Source organism: Marinobacter sp. (genome assembly GCF_041984545.1).
Taxonomy (GTDB): domain Bacteria; phylum Pseudomonadota; class Gammaproteobacteria; order Pseudomonadales; family Oleiphilaceae; genus Marinobacter.
The window spans coordinates 1-544 of the sequence record NZ_JBHIXV010000113.1 but is presented as its reverse complement, the minus strand read 5'-3'; the positions used below and the strand labels follow the sequence as shown (position 1 = coordinate 544).

The 544-nt window shown below is 53.5% G+C and carries 1 protein-coding gene; it reads left to right on the top strand.

Annotation, left to right across the window (positions count from 1 at the left end; genetic code table 11):
• Nucleotides 1-264: 264 nt before the first annotated feature.
• The gene (locus ACFC20_RS17800; RefSeq protein WP_375194144.1) at nucleotides 265-510 is read left to right on the top strand and encodes a transcriptional regulator; all 246 of its coding nucleotides are present in this window, start codon (nucleotides 265-267) and stop codon (nucleotides 508-510) included.
• Nucleotides 511-544 lie beyond the last annotated feature (34 nt).

The following is a 544-nucleotide window of genomic DNA, read 5'->3' as shown; positions in this document are numbered from 1 at the left end:
CTATCCAGCCAACCTTGCTTTAGGCGAAGCTTGCTTTCTATTTCCCGAGCGAGCTTCTCTCCTATATTTCGATGACCGCTTAGGCACTGCCAAACGAGAGACGGAGACCTATTTATCGCTCTCGCGAGCTCGGCCTGCTTCCCTTCGAATCTTTCGTCAATCAAGCGCTTCAGCGCTTCTCGTCTATTCATAGGGCGAGTATAGCGGCTGCTAATATCGCATTGGCTATTGACGTTAGATATAGCAAAAGCTACATTTCCGTTCATGAAACTCTCGACGTTCCTAAATCAATTGCCCCCGGGCGGCCGCTCCGATTTCGCAAAGCATATCGGTGTGGCCCCTGCATACCTCTATCAAATGGTTCATGGGATCCGCCCCATCTCGCCGAAGCGGGCCCTGTCCATTTGTGAAGGTTCCGACTGGCAGGTCACTCCTCACGAGCTCCGCCCGGACATCTACCCGAATCCTACTGACGGGTTGCCGGCGGAACGATCTGGAGAGGCCGCCTGATGGTTTCTATTAAACCACTCCGGAGCTGGTGGAA